Source organism: Halovulum marinum, assembly GCF_009697225.1.
In the GTDB taxonomy this organism is placed as follows: Bacteria; Pseudomonadota; Alphaproteobacteria; order Rhodobacterales; family Rhodobacteraceae; genus Halovulum; species Halovulum marinum.
Map to the genome: position 1 here is coordinate 105,434 of NZ_WIND01000012.1, position 18,134 is coordinate 123,567.

The 18,134-nt window shown below is 69.3% G+C and carries 20 protein-coding genes; 18 read left to right on the top strand and 2 right to left on the bottom strand.

Going from position 1 to position 18,134, the window contains the following annotated elements; translation table 11 throughout:
- Positions 1 to 97: 97 nt before the first annotated feature.
- The 7 genes from GE300_RS14505 to GE300_RS14535 all read left to right on the top strand — a co-directional run bounded on the left by GE300_RS14505 (position 98) and on the right by GE300_RS14535 (position 8,938).
- Positions 98 to 796 (top strand): fumarylacetoacetate hydrolase family protein, encoded by a 699-nt coding sequence (locus tag GE300_RS14505; RefSeq protein ID WP_154447298.1) that lies wholly within the window; start codon positions 98 to 100, stop codon positions 794 to 796.
- Positions 793 to 1,419 carry an RraA family protein gene (locus GE300_RS14510; RefSeq protein ID WP_325063250.1) on the top strand — a complete coding sequence of 209 codons (627 nt, stop codon included), beginning with the start codon at positions 793 to 795 and terminating at the stop codon, positions 1,417 to 1,419. Before GE300_RS14505 ends, GE300_RS14510 begins: the two co-directional genes overlap by 4 nt.
- Before the next feature lie 19 nt (positions 1,420 to 1,438).
- Entirely contained in the window at positions 1,439 to 2,332 is an 894-nt protein-coding gene (locus GE300_RS14515; protein ID WP_233417040.1) for an NAD(P)-dependent oxidoreductase, read from the top strand.
- Positions 2,329 to 3,168, top strand: a complete 840-nt coding sequence (locus tag GE300_RS14520) for a sulfite exporter TauE/SafE family protein (RefSeq protein ID WP_325063251.1) — start codon at positions 2,329 to 2,331, stop codon at positions 3,166 to 3,168. Before GE300_RS14515 ends, GE300_RS14520 begins: the two co-directional genes overlap by 4 nt.
- A 324-nt stretch (positions 3,169 to 3,492) precedes the next feature.
- The gene (locus tag GE300_RS14525; protein WP_154447304.1) at positions 3,493 to 5,979 is read left to right on the top strand and encodes an N-acetylmuramoyl-L-alanine amidase; all 2,487 of its coding nucleotides are present in this window, start codon (positions 3,493 to 3,495) and stop codon (positions 5,977 to 5,979) included.
- Positions 5,979 to 8,513 carry a trypsin-like peptidase domain-containing protein gene (locus tag GE300_RS14530; protein WP_154447306.1) on the top strand — a complete coding sequence of 845 codons (2,535 nt, stop codon included), beginning with the start codon at positions 5,979 to 5,981 and terminating at the stop codon, positions 8,511 to 8,513. The genes GE300_RS14525 and GE300_RS14530 overlap by 1 nt, the downstream gene beginning before the upstream one ends.
- A 122-nt stretch (positions 8,514 to 8,635) precedes the next feature.
- Positions 8,636 to 8,938 (top strand): hypothetical protein, encoded by a 303-nt coding sequence (locus GE300_RS14535; RefSeq protein WP_154447308.1) that lies wholly within the window; start codon positions 8,636 to 8,638, stop codon positions 8,936 to 8,938.
- Here GE300_RS14535 and GE300_RS14540 read toward each other — a convergent pair.
- A complete protein-coding gene (locus GE300_RS14540; protein WP_154447310.1) occupies positions 8,931 to 11,480 on the bottom strand; it encodes an NAD-dependent epimerase/dehydratase family protein in 2,550 nt (849 codons plus the stop codon). The two genes, GE300_RS14535 and GE300_RS14540, sit on opposite strands and share 8 nt — an antisense overlap.
- 270 nt (positions 11,481 to 11,750) lie before the next feature.
- On the bottom strand, positions 11,751 to 12,185 hold the full coding sequence (locus GE300_RS14545) for a CBS domain-containing protein (RefSeq protein WP_154447312.1): 435 nt from the start codon (positions 12,183 to 12,185) through the stop codon (positions 11,751 to 11,753).
- Between the two features lie 160 nt (positions 12,186 to 12,345).
- Between GE300_RS14545 and GE300_RS14550 the strand changes: the two genes are divergently transcribed.
- The 11 genes from GE300_RS14550 to GE300_RS14600 all read left to right on the top strand — a co-directional run bounded on the left by GE300_RS14550 (position 12,346) and on the right by GE300_RS14600 (position 17,839).
- Positions 12,346 to 12,687, top strand: coding sequence for a hypothetical protein (locus GE300_RS14550; protein ID WP_154447314.1), 342 nt, complete (start codon positions 12,346 to 12,348; stop codon positions 12,685 to 12,687).
- A 98-nt stretch (positions 12,688 to 12,785) separates the two neighbouring features.
- Positions 12,786 to 13,733, top strand: a complete 948-nt coding sequence (locus tag GE300_RS14555; RefSeq protein WP_233417041.1) for a beta propeller repeat protein — start codon at positions 12,786 to 12,788, stop codon at positions 13,731 to 13,733.
- 1 nt (position 13,734) lies between these two features.
- Positions 13,735 to 14,241: a DUF411 domain-containing protein gene (locus GE300_RS14560; RefSeq protein ID WP_154447316.1), complete on the top strand. Its 507-nt coding sequence runs from the start codon at positions 13,735 to 13,737 to the stop codon at positions 14,239 to 14,241.
- Positions 14,234 to 14,371, top strand: coding sequence for a hypothetical protein (locus GE300_RS14565; protein ID WP_154447318.1), 138 nt, complete (start codon positions 14,234 to 14,236; stop codon positions 14,369 to 14,371). The genes GE300_RS14560 and GE300_RS14565 overlap by 8 nt, the downstream gene beginning before the upstream one ends.
- The gene (locus GE300_RS14570) at positions 14,368 to 14,874 is read left to right on the top strand and encodes a c-type cytochrome (protein ID WP_154447320.1); all 507 of its coding nucleotides are present in this window, start codon (positions 14,368 to 14,370) and stop codon (positions 14,872 to 14,874) included. The genes GE300_RS14565 and GE300_RS14570 overlap by 4 nt, the downstream gene beginning before the upstream one ends.
- The gene (locus tag GE300_RS14575; protein WP_154447322.1) at positions 14,871 to 15,449 is read left to right on the top strand and encodes a DsbE family thiol:disulfide interchange protein; all 579 of its coding nucleotides are present in this window, start codon (positions 14,871 to 14,873) and stop codon (positions 15,447 to 15,449) included. Before GE300_RS14570 ends, GE300_RS14575 begins: the two co-directional genes overlap by 4 nt.
- On the top strand, positions 15,446 to 15,748 hold the full coding sequence (locus GE300_RS14580) for a hypothetical protein (protein ID WP_154447324.1): 303 nt from the start codon (positions 15,446 to 15,448) through the stop codon (positions 15,746 to 15,748). Before GE300_RS14575 ends, GE300_RS14580 begins: the two co-directional genes overlap by 4 nt.
- Positions 15,745 to 16,047, top strand: coding sequence for a hypothetical protein (locus GE300_RS14585; RefSeq protein WP_154447326.1), 303 nt, complete (start codon positions 15,745 to 15,747; stop codon positions 16,045 to 16,047). The genes GE300_RS14580 and GE300_RS14585 overlap by 4 nt, the downstream gene beginning before the upstream one ends.
- A gap of 51 nt (positions 16,048 to 16,098) precedes the next feature.
- A complete protein-coding gene (locus tag GE300_RS14590) occupies positions 16,099 to 16,722 on the top strand; it encodes an SCO family protein (RefSeq protein ID WP_154447327.1) in 624 nt (207 codons plus the stop codon).
- A gap of 17 nt (positions 16,723 to 16,739) precedes the next feature.
- Entirely contained in the window at positions 16,740 to 17,354 is a 615-nt protein-coding gene (locus tag GE300_RS14595; RefSeq protein WP_154447329.1) for a TlpA family protein disulfide reductase, read from the top strand.
- The gene (locus GE300_RS14600; protein WP_325063252.1) at positions 17,351 to 17,839 is read left to right on the top strand and encodes a hypothetical protein; all 489 of its coding nucleotides are present in this window, start codon (positions 17,351 to 17,353) and stop codon (positions 17,837 to 17,839) included. Before GE300_RS14595 ends, GE300_RS14600 begins: the two co-directional genes overlap by 4 nt.
- Positions 17,840 to 18,134: the final 295 nt, after the last annotated feature.

The window sequence follows — 18,134 nt, forward strand, 5'->3', positions numbered from 1 at the left end:
CGCCAAATCACTGCAATACAAGGATTTTCTGTGCGATGGCCGATGCCCGAAATATATATTATCCTGCGGCAGCGAGACATCAGCAGGGGAGACAGTGATGACCGATTTCGCCGTAGAGGCGCCCGAAACGCCAGCCCTGGAAATCCGCGGCTCCGATCAGAAGTTTCCGGTCCGCCGGATCTATTGCATCGGCAAGAACTACGTCGCCCACATCCACGAGATGAACGCGGACGAGCGCGACCCGCCGGTCATCTTCATGAAGCCGACCGACGCCGTCGTCGCCGGCGGGGGCGAGATCCCCTACCCCGTGTTCACCGAGAACTTCCATTACGAGGGCGAGCTTGTCGTCGCGCTCAAGTCCGGCGGCTACAACATCCCCGAGGACCAGGCCTACGACCACATCTTCGGCTACTGCTGCGGCCTCGACATGACCCGGCGCGACCACCAGGCGGCGGCGATCGAAAAGGGCCTGCCCTGGGAGGTGACGAAGGGCTTCGACAGATCCTGCCCCCTCGGGCCGATCAGCCGGGTTGAGGATGTCGGCCACATCGACGCGCATATGCTGAGCACGAAGATCAACGGCGAGACGAAGCAGGACGCCAACGTGAACCTGATGATCTGGAACACCAGAGAGATCATCGCCAAGATTTCCGAGCAGCACGAGCTGAAGGCGGGCGACCTGATCATGACCGGCACGCCCGCGGGGGTCGGCGCGGTCACCACCGGCGACACGATCGAGGTCGCCTGCGAGACGCTGGCGCCGCTCAAGGTCACCATCGGGGCCAGGATCGCGTGACCCCGCGGCCCGCGCTCGACGACCTCGCGGCGCTGGCCGCGCTCGGCACCGCCACCATCGGCGAGGTGGCGGGCGGCGCCGTGCGCATTCTCGATGGCGGTCTGCGCCCCCTGGCGCCGCATGCGCCCGCCGTGGCAGGCGTGGCGCTGACCGTCCGCTGCCGCCCGGGCGACAACCTCGCCCTCCATCTGGCGCTGGCCCAGGCACAGCCGGGCGACCTGCTCGTCGTCGACTACGGCGGCGACGTCTCCACCGGGCCTTTCGGAGAGATCATGGCGCTGGCCGCGGACATTGCCGGCATCCGCGGACTGGTCATCGACGGCGCGGTGCGCGACAGCACGGCCATCGTGCGCATGGGCTTCGCCACGTTCTGCCGCGGCATCGCCATTGCCGGCACGGCCAAACGCGACCGGGGCGCGGTCGGCGCCGGCTGCACCGTCGGCGGCGTCGACATCCGGCCCGGAGAGGTGATCGTCGGCGACGGCGACGCGGTCATTGCCGTGGACCCCGGCGCGATGCCGGGCATCATCGCCGAAGGCCGCACGCGCCTTTCCAATGAGGAACAGGTCATGGACCGTCTGCGCCGCGGCGAGACGACCTGCGAGATTTTCGGACTTTCCTGAACCGCAAGGGGGACAGAACATGAGCACGCAACGGATCGGCATCATCGGCACGGGCCGCATGGGCACCGCCATCGCCACGCGGCTGGCGGGGCAAGGCCACGCCGTCACCGTCTGGAACCGCAGCCCGGACGGCACGTCGAAGGCGGTGGAAGCCGGCGCCGCCCGCGCCGGCAGCCTGGCGGATCTGCTGGCGGCGTCGGACATCCTGATCTCGTCGCTCACCGACCACGCCGCCATCGCGGCGGTCCTGGACGGCGGCGACGCCGCATTCTCCGAAGGCCTGGACGGCAAGCTCTGGATCGAGATGAGCACCCTGCTTCCGGATCAGCAGCGGGACGTCGCCGCCAGGGTCGAGGGGGCGGGGGCGCTCTTTCTCGAATGCCCCGTCGGCGGCACGGTCGGCCCCGCGCTCAAGGGCGCGCTGCTCGGCATGGCCGGCGGATCGGAGGCCGCCTGGGTGCGCGGCGCGCCGGTGCTGCAGGCGCTGTGCAAGCGCGTCGAGCACCTCGGCCCGGTCGGCGCCGGCTCGGCGATGAAGCTGGCGGTCAACCTGCCCCTGGCCCTGTACTGGGCCGGCATGGCCGAGGCGCTGGGCCTGCTGCGCGGCAGCGGCGTGGCGGCGTCCACGGCGGCGGAGGTGATGTCCGACAGCTCCGCCGGGCCGGCGGTGCTGAAGAACCGGTTGCAGGTGGTCAAGGACACGCTGGACGGGGCGGATCAAGCCGGCACCTTCGATCTGAACGGCCTGCGCAAGGACCTTGGCCTCGCGCTCGACTGGGCCGGCCGGGGCGGCGCGGCGATGCCGCTCTCGACCGCGGCACGCGGCCTCTACGACGAGGCCATCGGCGCGGGCCTCGGCGGCATGGACGGGGCGAGCCTGACGCGCTTCGTCCTCGCGGGCCGCTCTGCGTGAGCGGCCCCGAGGCGCTTCTGGCCGAACCGGGCACGCTTGTGCTGATGGGGCTGGGCCTGATCGTCGCCGGCGCGGCGATCGGGCTGCTCGCCGGGTTGTTCGGGGTGGGGGGCGGCGCGATCAGCGTGCCGGTGTTCTACGAGACGTTCCTGATGACGGACGCCGGACCCGACATCGCCATGCCGCTCGCCGTCGGCACCTCGCTGGCGATGATCATCCCCACCTCGATCCTGTCGGCCCGCACCCACGCCCAGAAGGGCGCGCTCGACATGCCGCACCTGCGCGCCTGGGCGCTGCCGGTCACGGCGGGCGTGCTTCTGGGCAGTGCCATCGCCCGCTACGCCAGCGCCGAGGTGTTCCAGATCGTGTTCGTCGTCGTCGCCGGCACCAACGCCTTCAAGATGCTGTTCGCCAGGGGAAGCTGGAAGCTGCGCGACGACATGCCGAAGGGGCCGGTGCGCGCGGCCTATGGCGGTGTCGTCGGCCTGCTGTCGGCGCTGATGGGTATCGGCGGCGGCGCGATCTCGAACCTGATCCTCACCCTGCACGGCTGGAACATGCACCGCGCGGTCGCGACCTCGGCCGGCGTCGGCCTGCTGATCGCCGTGCCCGGCACCCTCGGCTACGTGCTGGCGGGCTGGGGCAAGGCCGGTCTGCCGGCGGATGCGTTCGGCTATGTGTCGGTGGCTGCGCTGGCCCTGACCATGCCCACCGCGCTGCTGACCACCGGTCTCGGCGCGCGTCTGGCCCACGCGCTGACGCGGGAAACCCTGACCCGGCTCTTCGGCGTGTTCCTCGTCCTGGTTTCCGCCCGCTTCCTGCTGGCCTTGCTGTGACCGGACCGGTCGCGCCACGAAACCGCCGCCCGGGCCGCTCGGCGGCGGTGGAAACCGGGTGGCTTCGGGATCGCGTCCGGCGTCACCTGCCGTACTTCCGACGCGCAGCCTGAACAACTGCGCCGACTTCCGGGTCGGCCGCCAGCCGGAACACAACCGTGGGGCGTATTGACCTGTGAGCCGGACAGAACCGGTCGCATCGTGAACTGCATCCCCTGCTCCGAACACTGCGCTGGTGATTTTCAACACTTATGAGCATCCCCGGATGCGGTACCTTGATACCCTGATACGGAGGCGGCCTGAAGAAAAAGCGGGGGGAGCGAGATGAGCTATGCATCGGAATTGCAGGCCCGCATCGACGCGGCGGTTGCCGACCGGGACAAGGCGGCGCTCGATGCGCTCCTCGACGAGCACTACCGCAAGGCCGACGCTCCGCCCCAGGCGTTCGATGCCGCGATCGAACTGAAACCCGAATACGAAGCCGCGCTCGGCGGCGGGCAGTTCGAAAGCGCCGCGGCGATGCGCTGGGCCAACCGCATCGCCCGGGCCCGGCGGCGGGTGGACTATGCGCTGAAGCTGGTCGGCCCCTTCGACGGCCTGCGCATCGTCGACGAGGGCGACAGCTGGTTCCAGTACCCGTTGCTGCTGGAAGATACCATCGACCACCTGGCGATGGACAACGACAAGGCGATCTATTCGCTCAGCGGCGCCGGGGATCTGCTGCAGGACATGGTCCGCCACAACGAATACCTCGCCGCGCTGCGCGACACCGGCGCGCACGTCCTGCTGCTCTCCGGCGGCGGCAACGACCTGCTGGGCAGCGGCCGGCTGGCCGCGGTGCTCCGTCAGTATCGCGACGGCGCCGAGCCTGCAGATCTGCTCGACCAGACCGCGCTTCGGCGCCAGGTCGAGGTGATTGCCGGCCAGTACCGCGCGCTTCTCGCGAACGTGAACGCGCACCATCCGGGGGTGCGGGTCTTCGGCCACGGCTATGATCTGCCGTTTCCGCAGGCGGCCGGAAAATGGATCGGCCGCCCGCTCGCGGACCGGGGCATTCCGCTCGATATCGGGCGCGAGGTCGTCGGCCTGATCCTCGACGCCTTCTCCCGCGCCCTGAAGGCGCTGCCGGCGGATCTTCCGAATTTCGAGTTCCTCGACATGCGCGGCGTCGTCGGCAACAACGCCAACAGCTGGTTCGACGAGCTGCACCCGAAGGACACGGGCTACGGCCGTGTCGCCGACATCTTTCGCGACGCGCTTGCGGCCAGCGAGGCACGGCTGCGCGCCAGCGGCCGGGTGTTTCCGGGCATCGAGCTGCCGCGCGTCGATCGCGTCCCCGCGACCGGCGGCCCGGCGCTCGAAGGCGCCGGCGGCACCATCGTCCTCGACCCCGGACACGGCGGCCCGACGCCGCCGTCAAGCGTCGGCGGATCGAGCTGGAACAACGCGATCGGGCCCCGCGGCACGCTGGAAAAGACGCTTACGCTGGATGTCGCGAACCGCGCCAGGTCGGTGCTCGAGTCGCGCGGGCACCGGGTCGTGCTGACGCGGACGACGGACGTGAACCTGTCGCTCGCGGCGCGCGCCGGCGTCGCGAAGGCCAACGGCGCGGCGGCCTTCGTCTCGATCCATTTCAACGCTTCGGACACCCACACCGCGCAGGGCACCGAAACCTTCGTGCATGGCAGCGCCTCGCAGGCGTCGCGGCAGCTCAGCCTGCTGGTGCAGGACGCGATGGTGGCCGAACTGGGCCACCGCGACCGCAACAGGGCGTTCCACCCCAGCGGGATAAAGCCGGCGAACTTCGGCGTGCTGTCGCCGTCCGGCCACGATCCGTCCACCGCGGCGGTGCTGCACGAGGTGAGCTTCCTCGACCGCGCGGACGAGGAGACGCGGCTGCTGTCGCCCGCCTATCGCGACCGTATCGGCCGGGCGCTGGCCGACGGCATCGGCGCATTCCTCGGCGGCGCGTTCGAGATGGGCGGCGCGTTCGAGATGGCAGAGGCGGAGCTGGGCGACGCGATCGAGCTGCTTGCGCGGGAACGGGGCACCACCGTCACGGCGGTTCTGGGGTTCGCGGAACGGGTTCCGGCCTCGGCGACGGGTGTGGGCGCACCGGCGGTCCATGTCGGCGGCCACGCCCTGCTGGAAGCCGGCGCCGGATACACCGCCGGATACACCGCCGCGCGCGATCTCGGCACCGTCCTCGCCGAGCGCTACGGCCGCGGCGCGCCGGTGCCGGGCGGAACGGACGACGCGACCGATGCGGACGAAGCCAGCGAGTTCCGCGGCGAGGATCCCGGTCCCGGCCTGGTGATCGCCGGCGGCGCGCTCGAGCACGCGTTCCAGGGCGTGCCGGCGGACGGCTTCGATCTCGACGCGTTCGAACGCTTCATCGGCGGGCTGCGGCTGCGCTTCTTCCAGCCGGTCGAATTCCTGTTCCTGGGCAACGGAAACGCCGCCGGCGGCTGCGCCGGCCGCAACGCGCTGCCTCCGCGCCAGCTGTGGGACAACATCCGCAACACCGCGCGCATGATCGACGAGATCCGCGCGCGTCTCGGCGCCCCCGTGCGCATCACGTCGTGCTATCGCAACGACGCCTACAACGCCTGCGTCGGCGGCGCCTCGGCAAGCCTGCACAAGCAGTTCAACGCCATCGACCTGAAGTGCGACGCCGGCACCGCCGCGCACTGGCACCAGATCGCCACGTCGGTCCGCGGTTCCGATCCGGCGTTCGCGGGCGGGATCGGCCTATACAATACCTTCGTGCACATCGACACGCGGGGGCAGGCCAGGGACTGGACAGGCTGATGAGCCGGCCGCCGGGGTTCGCGCCCAATGCCATTCCCTTCGTCGGGGACTGGGACAGCGGCATGCTGTTCTCCGACATCGAAGGCGCGCAGATCCCGGTGCGCGATCTCGCGCAGATGCTTCGGGGCTGGACCGAGGTTCGCCGCAGGGATCCGGACAGGCCGTTCGAAGCTGCGGTCGGCGAGTGGAACACGGTCGACGCGGGACTGATCGAGATGCTGTCCGACTATCGCCGGGCGGTGGTGCGGATTACCGTTCCCGACGGCCAGCGCGCCTATGACGGCACCACACCGCCTGGCGGCTGGACCGGCACCGGTTTTTTGGTCGGCGACAACGTGCTGCTGACCAACCAGCACGTCATCAACGACGTCATCGTCGCCGAAACCGCGACCGCGGAGTTCGGATACGAGCGGACGCGGGAAAGCCTCTACGCCGCGGACGGCGCGTCCGACGAGCCGAAATATACCGTGACGCTCGCTCCTTCCCGGCTGTTCGTCGCCAGCCCCGCGATCGGCGGCTACGACTACGCGTTCGTCTGGATCAACCGCACCCACGACGTCGATCCGATCCGGATGGAACGCGGGTCGTTCTCGATCGCGCTCAACGAGCCGACCTTCGTCATTCACCACCCGCAGGGGCGGCTGAAGGAAGTCTCCCTCGACGACACCGACCTCGTCGGCAACAACAGCGAGGCGCTGCTTTACACCGCGGACACCGACTACGGCTCGTCCGGGGCCTGCGTCTTCAATCGCAACGGCCGGCTGGTGGCGCTGCACCATGCGCGCCGCGAGGGGCGCGAGCTTGCCCGGCTGTTCCCGGACGCAGCGCCGTCGGTGAAGGTCGGAAACGAGGGCATCAAGCTTTCGGCCATCGCCATCGACCTGGAAAAGCGGGTGATGGGCGCGGGGGACGATGCCGAAAGCGCGCGCCAGGTGATGCGGCTGATGCACGGCTCGGACACGCTGGCGGGAATATTCGGCGCCCTCGGCCGGAACGTGCAGGGCGAAGGCGCGGGGTCCGTCCGCAGCGCCTATACCGGCAGCGACCAGGACATCGACATCGGGTTCTGGAACCTTTCCTGGCTGCGCGACCTCGGCAAGGTGGAGGCGCAATTGCGCCGGGCGGGCGTGGCGCTGACCGATCTCGCGCTCGATGTCTGGTGTCTGACCGAAGTCGAGCCGCAGATTGCCGAAGCCCTGATCAAGGACGTGCGCGACCAGTTCGGAGAGGACTACGCGATCATCGCCGACCATCCCGGCACGGCGATCATCTACCGGCGGGGCGGGGTGGACTGCGTCAGCCTGAGCTGGCCGCCGGAGGTGGAGGCGATGTGGTCGGCTTCCGGCCCCGGCGGCCGGCGGATCTTCGAGGCACCGCCGCCCCTGATCGGCCTGAAACGTTTCGCCACCGGCACCGCCGTGGCGCACGCGGTCCCGGTCAGCCTGCGCGCCCTGCGCGGCGACGAGGCCGCCCGCCGCGAGGCGTCACGCCGCATCGTCGAGGCGATCGACGCCGCCCACGACGCCGGCCATCGCGGAGACTGGATCGTCGGCGGCGACTTCCGCCCGCCGCTGGCGCGCGAGCACAGCGGTCTGCTGGCGCACCGGGGCTACACGGTCGCGGCCCTGGTCGACAGGCAGCGGGGCGGCGCGGTGTCCTATCTCCACGCCGATGCGGGCAACGTCGAGCAGATCTACGCCACCGGCGACATGACGCCGCTCGACGAGCCCCGCGACTTCCTCGAGATCGCCGCCGACCGCACCGTCGACAAGTATCTCAAGTGGCTGGCGAACAACCGCCCCGCGGTGCTGCGGCTGTCGCTCGCCCAGCCCGGCGCCGCCCCGGACACGGGGCCGCAGCCTTCCGCCGGCCCCGCGCGCTGGTCGGCCGGGCTGAGCTGGCACGGGCTGGACAGGGCGGGGTTCCTGCGCGCCAACCGGCGGCAACTCGAAGACCTCGCGGCGCTGGCTTCTGCGGGGGCGGGCGCGGCGCCGGGCACGGACGTCCTGCGCCTCACCCTGCTCGATCTCGCTGTCCTGTTGTTCTGCGAAGCGGGGCTTTCGGACGGCAGGATCGATCCGGACGCGTCTCATCCGAACGGCGCACGGGGGCTTCTGCCGCTGCCGCCCAACATCGCCTTCTGGATCGGCGCCGCCGCGCCGCCCTGGGACCGGCCCATGACACCGGAGACCAACCTCGAGGCCTATGCCTTCTACCTCGCCGCGCTGAAGAACAAGGCGGCACGCACGATCGGCGGCCGCGTCTTCTACCGCGATCTGTTCCGCAGCGGGCTGATCGGCATCTCCGAACAGCGTCAGGCAAAGCTCCTGGCAGGCGTCGTGCACGGCTGTTTCGTCGCCAGCAACTATGGCGGCCGTGCGGTCCCCGTCGACGCGATCCTGAGCGCCTACGGGCTGGACCATCCGCTACAGGACATCCTGTCGCGCACAGGCTTCGTTCACGCCGGCACCGACATCCTGGTGGACCGCCAGGCAGACATCGATGCGGCTCTGCAGACCGCGCAGTCGCCATAATTCACTGTCCAGACCGCACTTGGGGAAGGCAATCTCCCGTAGCAGCGACCGGTTTCGGCCAGACCGGGCCCCGCTTGCATCGTCGACCTGCCCCACAGGCCGCGCGCACCAAGACTGTCGCCGTGGTCGCTGATTTGGACGATCCGGGTCCTGTTGCCGTTGCCGGTCGACCCCACAGCCTCAAGAACCTTGCCGATCTGCTCGTCCGGGAAGCTGCCCAGACCGAAATGTCCGGCGATGGCCCGGCGCACGTTGTCGGCATCCTCGAAATGATCGTCGTGGCTGAAGGACTGGCCGTATTCGCGCGCAAAGGGGCGGCTCGGACGCTCTTCCTTGCCGCAGAGCGGCCGGCAACGTGTCCGGAGCGGAGCATCAGCGCGACCCGATCCCGATCTGGCGCAGAGATCGGCTCGGGGTTCAGATGACGTACCGGTCCCAGCTGCCGTAGTGCTCTGCACTGCGTCGACCGCGGGGCAGGCTGAGCGCGATCAGTGCCAGACCGGACAGCACGCCAACAAGGCTTCCCGGCACGGTGCCGCCGCCGAGCAGCCAGGGCGCGATCACCAGCCACAGCCCGAAGCCCAGATTGAGGAAGCGCAGCGGCCGCGCGACCTCGGCCCATGCGATCACGGCGGTCGTCAGCACCAGCGCGCCGACCAGATGATCGCTTCCTGCCAGCGGCATCGCGCTGCCGAAGATGGCGCGTGACAGCATCAGGAAGGCGCCGATGGCGGCGCTGAGGCCAAGGGTCCACGGGACGGTGACACCGCGCGCGCTTTGTCGAAGCAGCTTCGTGGGCGCGGCATCGAAGTCCATCGCGCCGCCGCCTGTCGACCCCGGCAACGCATCGCCCCGAAAGAAGGCGCGCCAGAAGGGGCGGCCGCGGCGCGTGTTCCAGATCATGAACTGGATCATCGCCACGATCTCGTCGAGCGAGAACGGGATCATGATCAGCATCGCCGCCGCCGCCAGCAGGCAGATCGTGCAATAGGTGCCGATGGTGATCGGCTGGATGATGATGAAATAGATGCTTACGACGCCCAATGGCCCGACGACGATGCCGAATAGCGCGACCATCCACGGCATCGTGCGCCACCGCTTGCGGCTGCCCATGACGCCCATCAGGATCTCGAACATGTAGCTCATTGCGCCCAGCCCTCCGTCGGCCACCGGCCAGGCCTTCGAGACGTCGGAGGTGACGATGTATTCGCTGCCGTTCAGGGCCGAAGGCGAGGCGAAGAACGGCTCCCAGATGCCGTCGACATGGCCCAGCTGGTAGGCCGACAGCACCCGTGACAGCAGGAAGCCGACAACGCCGAGCGCGATGATCGGCAGGCGTTGCACATAGGTCGAGGGGCAGTAGGTCCAGCCGGGCGGAATGTCGCCGTCGTCCATCATCCCCGCGCGCGACATGCCGGGCATCATCGGGATCAGGATGGTCAGCGCGATGACCAGCGCGCCGATCAGCGTGTCGTTCGCATAGACCGCCGGATCCGGCGTCCAGAAGACCAGAGGCGCCGCCAGCAGCCAGACCCCCAGCGCGGCGTTGGCCCACTGCGCCCAGCCGTTGCCGGGCCGCATCGAGGCCAGCGCCAGGGCGGTGATCGCCAGCCCGGTGAACACGTCGTTCCAGGCGGTCAGCCAGCTGCGCGTCGCCGCGGCCCAAAGCCCGCGATCTTCGGTCACGCGCTGCACGGCCGCGCTGAACTCGGTCTGGTCGAAGGTGCCGAATACCGAGGGCGCGGTGGCCAGCCACAGACCCAGCCCCGCCACCAGCCAGTGCACCCAGAGCATCTGGAAATGCATCATCCGCATCTGGCTGTCGTGCTCGCGGGCGGCCGACTCCGTTTCGGCGGGGCTGTCGTCCTCGCCGTGCTGCTCGGCGTCCGCCTGCACGACCCTGCTTGCGGAGACGCGCGCGGCATTCAGCCCGTTCTCCGAATACCAGCGATAGGGATCATCCTTCAGGTTCTGCAGGATGCGCGGCATGTCCTGCCGCAGACTGTGCCGCGGCTGCCAGTCCAGGTGCTTGCGGGCGGTCGAAAGGTCCAGCTCGTAATGGTCCGAGGATATGTCCACCATCCAGGCACGGATGAAGGCGTCCTCACCGAAGATCCGGTTCTCGGTCCAGGCGCCGATCCGGGCAAGCTTCGGCGGGATGTTCCAGGTGATCCAGTCCTCTCCATGCAACTCCCGCCCGATCAGGCGCTGCAACTCGCCGAAGGGAACGGGGTCGGCCTCGCCCAACAGCACGGGAAACACATCCGGAAGATCCGCGCGACGGTCCACGATGGCTTCGATCGCATCCAGCAGGTCTTCAAGATGCAGGAACGCCTGTCCGCGCGACAGATCGCCCGGGTAGATCTTGCCGCTGAACCGCTTCTCGTGAATGCGCGCGATCTGGTGGGTCAGGAAGGTCGAATTGCCCTGATCGTCATAGATGCCGGCAGGGCGCATCAGGACGAGCTTTTCCGCGCCCTTCTCCTGTCTCAACATCGCCTCGGTGCGCACCTTGGAGGCACGATACGGCAGCTTCGCATCGACCGGCGCGTCTTCGCCGATCGGCTGTCCGGGCGACGTCGGCGCATGCACGAGCATGGTGGAGGCGAAGACGAACTGCTCGAGCTGGAACGCCTGCAGCCCGTTCAGCAGCCGCTTCGTCCCCTCCACCGTCACCGCGTCGTAGGCGGGACTGTCCTCGCCGGTCAGGTCGAAATAGGCCGCGAGGTGGATGCACGCGGCGATGCGGTCGCCGTAGGCAAGCCGCACCCGCGCCAGCGCCTTGTCCACGCTGTCCTGATCGGTGATATCGAAACAGACGCATTCCGCCATGTGTGGCGGATGCGGCGGCGAATGCCGGTCAAGCCCGACGACGCGGTAACGCTCGTGCAGGCGTCGGACGACCGCTGCGCCAAGATAGCCGCTGGAACCGGTGACGACGATGACGGGTTTTTCCGGCGCCTCCATTCTTCCTCACCTATTTGCGCAGGTACTTCACCAGCGCCAGGATCGCGAGGATCACCAGCACGAGGATCAGAAGCCCCCAGATCCCCATGCCGAACATCAGTCCGGTGCCCATCGTGCCGCCATCCATCATCCAAGCCTCCCTGTGCCGTGGCCCGCCAATACCTGTCAGGGTTCCTGGCCGCGTCAACTCCCGGCACGGGCTGACGGGTCAGCCCGTCGCCACGGCGGCCGGAAAAGGGTGGGGCACGTCGCGGCGCTCCACCCTTCCGGTCAGCAGCAACCGGAACGGCCGTCCGGTTGCGAGACCTTCTGCACGAGTTCGGCGGTTTCCGCGCCCTGCGCATCGCGCGCGACGTCGGCCTGCGCCAGCATTCCGCAGCACTTGCCGTCTTCGTCGGTCACCACGGCGCGGCGCACCTGGCGCTCTTCCATCTTGTCGCAGCAGGAAGAGACATCCTCCTCGGGCGAGGTGGTCAGCACGTCCGTCGACATGACCTCGGACACGGCCGTATCGCCGGATTTGCCCTCCGCGACCGCGCCGCAGCAGATGTCGCGATCCGTGACGATGCCCACCGGCGCACCCGCGTCGTCGAGCACCGGCAGCGCCCCTATGGAACGCTCGGCCATCAGCTTCGCGGCCTCCTGGATGGTGGTGTTCCCACCGCAGCAGGCGGGATTGCTCGTCATGATGTCCTGAACTTGCATGTTCCACTCCTCTGTTGAGTGCGGAGAGGAACACACAAGGCATCGCGAAGTTCCCGGCCGGCCCGCCCCTCGGCGAAAAAGCCGCAGGAATGACGGTTTCGTGAGCGAATTTATCCATTGCCCGGTAGACAGGTGCCGCGCCCGGTCTTAGATCGGCTTCATGCGACTCTGGGTCCGCCTTGCCACGTTCTTCCTGTCGCTGGTCCTCACGGCCGGTGTGCTGATGCATGAGGTCGCCAGCGCGCAAATGTCGATCGACATGGCGGCCACCCCTGCCGTGGAACGGCAGGACGAAGTCTGCCCCGCCTGCCCACAGGATACCGACGAGCAGGTGGTCTGCGACCTCGACTGCACCGTGCCGCTGCTGTTCACCGCGACGTCCACGGCAGCCGTGCCGCAGATTGTCGCCGCGACCGGTCTTGTCTGGCCAGCGGACGCGACGGTGCGAACACGCCAGCCGGGCTTCGATCCCGCGCCACCACGAGCCACCATCCTGAGCTGACCGGCCGCACCGCGCAGGTGACGGCCCGGTCTCGCCATGCCTGCCCGATCTCGGCAGGCAGGCGCTGAACCGACCTTCTCCTTCTCGGGATACTCGCCATGACCGCCAATACCGCACGCGCACTGTCGCGCCGTCGCGTCCTGTCCTCCGGCCTCGCCGTGCTGGGCACGACGCTTCTCGCCCCGGGGCTCGCCCGACCGGCCCCGGGGATCGCCCCCCAGGGCGCCGTCACCGCGCTGGCCTTCGACGGCCCCGCCATCCTCGCCGCCACGCCGGACGGCCTGCTGCGCCGCGAGACCGGCACCTGGACCCGGCTCGACGTTTCGGCGAATCCGGCCGCCCTCGCCACCCATCCGGACCGCCCGGGCACGATCCTCGCCGGATGGCGGGACGGCGCCCTGCGCCGCAGCAACGACGGCGGGCAAAGCTGGACCAGGGCCGATGCCGGGCTGCCCGGCGCGGCGATGCTTTCGATCGCGGTGGCCGCGCAGGCGCCCGACACGATCTATGCCGCGGTCGAAGGCGACGGGCTGTGGCGCAGCGAGGATGGCGGCCAGACCTGGGCCTTCGTCATGGACCGCCCCTATCTTGCCGGCGCGGAACATGACGTGCTCAGCCTCGTCTCCGTGGCCCACGAGACCGGAATGGGCGGCATCTGGCTCTATGCGGGGACGCGGGCCGGGCTGACGCGGGTGCCGGACTGCTTCTGCCGCTGGCAGGACGTGGTCGCGGGCGACGCGCTGGACGCACTCGTTGCCGGCGACGTCCCCGAGGCCGCCGCCTCGCTTCCCGAGGGCGAGCCGGTCGAGATCCTCGCCCTCGCCCCCGACGCGCCCGAGCGCCTTCTCGCGGCGCTGCCGTCGGGGCTGTGGCTGTCGGTGGATGCGGGGGTGAACTGGGCGCGAACCGCCTCCGCCCCCCTCACCGCGCTCGCCGTCGATCCCGCCGATCCGCTGCACGTGATCGCCGCCGATGCCGCCGGCCTGCGCGTCTCGCGCGATGGCGGCACCGACTGGACCCCCTTCGATCTTTCCAAGGATAGCTGACATGAACCGCAAGCTTCTCACCGGAACCGCCCTTGTGCTGGCCGCTGTCTCGGCCATCGGCATCGCCACCTTCACCGCCGCCGAATCGGACAACGCGGCATCCGGCAACGCGGCGGTCACGCCGGCCGAGGCCACCGTTCCCGCCGATCGGCAGATGACGATCTGGCGCGATCCGAACTGCGGCTGCTGCGACGTCTATGCCGACTACATGGAGGAAAACGGCTACCAGGTGACCCGGATCGACGACCGCGCCTTCGACAAGCGTTCGATAGCGGCGGGCGTGCCCGAACGCGGCCTCGGCTGCCATCTCGCGCAGGTCGACGGCTATTATGTCAGCGGGCTGGTCCCGGCCGAGATCGTGGCGCGGCTGACCGACGAGCGCCCCGAGGTCACCGGCATCACCCTGCCCGGCATGCCGATGAACGCCCCCGGCATGCGCGGCAAGAGCGGCGCGCTCAAGATCTACGCCTTCGCGGGCGACGAGGTGACGGTGTTTTCGAATGAGTGACGGCATGGAGGGCATGATGTCGATGACGGGCGTGATGATGGCCGGGGGCGGCCTCGCCCTGCTGCCGGGGCTGACGCTGCTGGTGCCGGGCCCGATGGCGCCGGTCAGGTTCCTCGGGAGCGCGCGATGAGACGCGGGCTGGCCATCGGCCTCGGCTTCGGCCTGCTTGGCGCCGCCGCGATCGCGGCGGTGGCGCAGGGGCTGTTGAAGGAGGACCCGGAGGCAGCGGCCCCGGCGGAGATCGCCGGGCTCTCCATCCTTGGGGAACCGGTCACCGCCGACATGGTCGAACAGGGCGGCGCGATCTATGCCGAAAGCTGCGCCGCCTGCCACGGCGCGCAGCTCGAGGGCCAGCCCGACTGGCGCCGCCGGACCGAGGACGGGCGCATGCCCGCGCCGCCGCATGACGAAAGCGGCCACACCTGGCACCACGCCGACCGCGACCTGTTCACCATCACCAAGCGTGGCGTCGGCGCGATCGTGCCCGGGTACGAGAGCGACATGCCGGCCTTCGAGGACCTGCTGAGCGACGCCGAGATCAAGGCGGTGCTGGCCTATATCAAGACCAGCTGGTCCGAGCGCGCGCGCGAGTTCCAGGCCAGGGTCTCGGCCGGGGCCGAGGGCACGCCATGAACGCCGCGGAACAGGCCCCGCGCAGGCGGTTCCGCGGCCGGGCACTGGTGCTCCTCCCGGCGGCGCTGTTCGCGGCGCTCGCGGCGGCGTTCTACTGGGGCCTCATGAACGCCGACGACCGGCTGCCATCGGCCCTGATCGACCGCGCGGTGCCCGCGTTCGACCTTCCGCCCATCGAGGGACGCGATGACGGGCTGTCCTCGGCCGATCTGCAGGGCGAGGTGTCGATCGTCAACGTCTGGGCCTCGTGGTGCGTGCCCTGCCGGGTCGAGATGCCGCTGCTGGTCGAACTGGCCGCCCAGGACACGGTCCCGATCCACGGCATCAACTACAAGGACGCGCCGGAGGCGGCGCTCGCCTTCCTCGACGAGACCGGCGATCCCTATACCCGCATCGGCGCCGACCGCTCGGGACGCGTGTCCATCGACTGGGGGGTGTACGGGCTGCCGGAGACCTTCGTCATCAATGCGCAGGGGCGGATCGCCTACAAGCATGTCGGCGCCTTCGACCGCCGCGCGCTCGAACAGGAGATCCTGCCGGTCGTGCGCCGGCTCCAGTCGGAGGGCGGCGCATGAACGAGCGCGCGAAGCTTGCGACCGGGACGCCTTCCGTCCGCCGCTTCCCCGTCTTCGGGCGGCGCGCCTGGATGGTGCTGGCCGTCGCCGTCATCGGCGCCGGCATGGTCCTGAACTGGGGGTGGCTCACCGCCGTCGGCGCTGCCCCCCTGATCCTCGCCCTGGCCCCCTGCGCCGCAATGTGCGCGCTGGGGCTGTGCATGCGCGGGGGCTCGTCCGCCTGCGCCAACAAGGCCGATCCGGCAGCCAAGCCGGACGCCTCGACCGACAGAAACCCGTTGCGAAAGGACACGTCATGAAGACCACCACCACGTTCGGCGGCGCCGTCGCCCTCTCCCTGCTCGCGCTCGGCTCCTTGGCCCACGCCCAGGACACCGCCCCGGCGGATACGCAGGAGACGACGACGGAAGACGGCCGCATGATGGGCGGCGACATGCCCGGGATGGAAGGCATGGAAGGCATGGAAGGCATGGAAGACATGATGCCGATGATGATGCAGATGATGACGATGATGAAGCACATGCAGGCCTGCACGGAGATGATGGAAACCATGAACACCCGCATGCCGGAACACGGCGACGAGGCCGATCAGGGCTGAACCAAGGCTCGCCCGGGTCCGGCCGGGCGGGCCAACCACAGGGACAGACAGATGCCCATCTCCCACGACTTTCACAGACGGCTGCGCCTCGTCCTCTGGAGCGGAGCCGGCGTCTTCGCCATCGCCACCGCGGGGCTGCTCGTCCTGCGCGATCCCTCCGCGCCCGCGGGGGTGGCCCATAGCGGCGAGGCCGATATCCGCTCCGACTTCGCGCTTGTCGACCATACCGGGCGCCCGGTGACCGAGGCCGCCTATGCCGGCCGCTGGCAGCTCGTGTTCTTCGGCTTCACCAACTGCCCCGATGTCTGCCCGACCACGCTGGCGTACATGGCCACCGCGCTCGACCTTCTGGGCGAGGACGCAAGCCAGGTCGCGCCGCTTTTCATCACCGTGGACCCGGAGCGCGACACCCCCGAGGTCATGGCCGACTACGTCGCGAACTTTCACCCCGATCTCGTCGGGCTGACCGGCAGCGAGGAGCAGGTCGCGGCCGCGGCGCAAGCCTTCAAGGTCTATCACGAGCGGCTGCCGGACGCGGAGGCAGCCGACGGATATCGCATGGCGCATGCCGGCCATATCTACCTGATGCGGCCCGACGGTCGCTTCGAGGCCGTGTTCCTGGAAGGCGACCAGCCCCCCGAGGATCTGGCCCGGGAAATCGAGCGGCGGATCTAGAAAAAGGTGCGAACCCGATGCAACGCCTCATTCCCATCGCCATGATCATGGCCGTGCTCGCCGTCCCGGCGCTGGCGGGTCACCCGGGCGAACGGCTCGACGAGGTCACCGCCGGAAAGGAGCCCGCCTTCGAGGCGATCTCCGGCCCCGCGCCCGATCTGGACCTCGTCGGCGCGGACGGGCAGCAGTTCGATCTCGCGGATCTTGCGGGACAGATCGTGGTGGTGAATTTGCGGCCGAGCGGCTGCCTCGCGCCGTGCCGGGCGCAGCACGATCGGCTTGCGCAGACGGTGGCGTCGCTCAACGCCAGCCCGATGCGCGAGATGGTCCGCTTCATCACGATCGCCGATCGTCCGGACGGCATCGACACCCTCGGCGCCGACAACTGGTCGGTCGCGGCACCGGTCGGCGCGCTCGAAGTCCTCGAGGCGCGGCTCGCCTCCCGATCCGAACGAAACGAAGAGCCGCCGATGCTTCACCTCTTCGACCGGGACGGGCGCCACGTCGCCATCTTTCACGGCACCGACTTCGCGCCCCTCAACCTCCTCCTGCACATCAACGGCCTCACCAACGCCCACCCTCGACCGGAACCCGGGGGCCTCCTCGACCGGGCGATCGGGTGGTTCCGGTGACCGCGGCCACCGCGACACGCGCTGCACCCCGGCCGGACTGGCTGACCGTGCTGCGGCGCTATTTCCTGTTCTCCCTCATGGGCCATCTGCTGTGGGAGGTCGCCCATGTCCCGCTCTACACGATCTGGCTCGACGGCACGGCGGGCGAGATCGCCTTCGCGATCCTGCACTGCACGGGCGGCGATCTCCTCATCGCGTCCAGCACGCTGCTCCTGGCGCTGTTCGCCTTCGGCTCCGGCGGATGGCCCCGCCGCAGGCGGGCTCCGGTGCTGCTCGCCGCGGTGGTGATGGGCGTCGGCTACACCATCTTCAGCGAATGGCTGAACATCACCGTGCGCGAGGCCTGGGCCTACCGCGAGATCATGCCGGTGATCCCGGTCATCGGCGCCGGCCTGACCCCGTTCCTGCAATGGCTCGTCGTGCCCGTGGCCGCCTATCTCGCCGCCACGTCCCGGCTGTCCTGGCGGGGCACCGCCCCTGGCTGACATCCACTCGCCCGGCCCTCTCGCCGGGCGTCAGACGTTTCTTGCGAGCATTTCCTCGCGCGTGACCGTGCACCCGCGCCTGTGGGACCCGACGCGGCCGAACGATAAAAACCGCATGATTATCGAATACTTGATCAGATATCGTGGTGCGGGGCCTGAATCGAACCTGGATCCCAGGAAGCCCCGTGGCGTCGCAAGGAATCCTGTATAATTCAATTAGGGTCTATTCCAGCTCAGCGTCTGAGTGGGTTCATTCTGCACGATCTGAGGAGGATCTTGTAGAGATCCTGATCGC